Origin of the sequence: Polaribacter sp. BAL334, assembly GCF_015767435.1 — a bacterium.
Lineage (GTDB): Bacteria > Bacteroidota > Bacteroidia > Flavobacteriales > Flavobacteriaceae > Polaribacter.
In genome coordinates this window covers 1-451 of record NZ_JADWOV010000109.1, presented here as the reverse complement: position 1 = coordinate 451, position 451 = coordinate 1, and the positions used below count along the sequence as shown (strand labels likewise).

Genomic DNA, 451 nt, shown 5'->3' with positions numbered 1-451 from the left:
TCTTAAAGGCATTGATAATTTTGCTTCTAAATATTCAAAATGGTCGTTATGACTTTTTCGTAAGATAGTTTCAATTTCTTTTTCAATGATGTATTCTCTTGCCTTATCGATTGATGAAAACTCAACTAATTGAGAAAAGTTTAAATTCCTTACAGAACTATTGAGATATTCTGGTCTAATATCAAATAAAGCTCTAAAAAGCCTATTTAAAAAAGCATCATATTGAGAAATTAAAGAAACAAATAAACTCTCTGGAATTATTTTAAAAGCAAGAGCTGAAATTTCTGAATTTTTTGAAAGCGTTTCAAAAACCTTTGCTTGTTCATATTTTACAGCAATAGCCTTTTCTCCATCTTCATCTTCAATCTCATCAACATTATCTTCTATGAATTTTGTAAATTTTTCATTAGCTTTTTTTTGATAAGGTTCCAATAAAACCATAGTCATTGGT

General features: G+C 27.3%; 1 protein-coding gene. It reads right to left on the bottom strand.

The features are described from left to right. On the bottom strand, positions 1-451 hold a 451-nt coding region (locus tag IU405_RS00555), incomplete at both ends, for a hypothetical protein (RefSeq protein ID WP_197436707.1).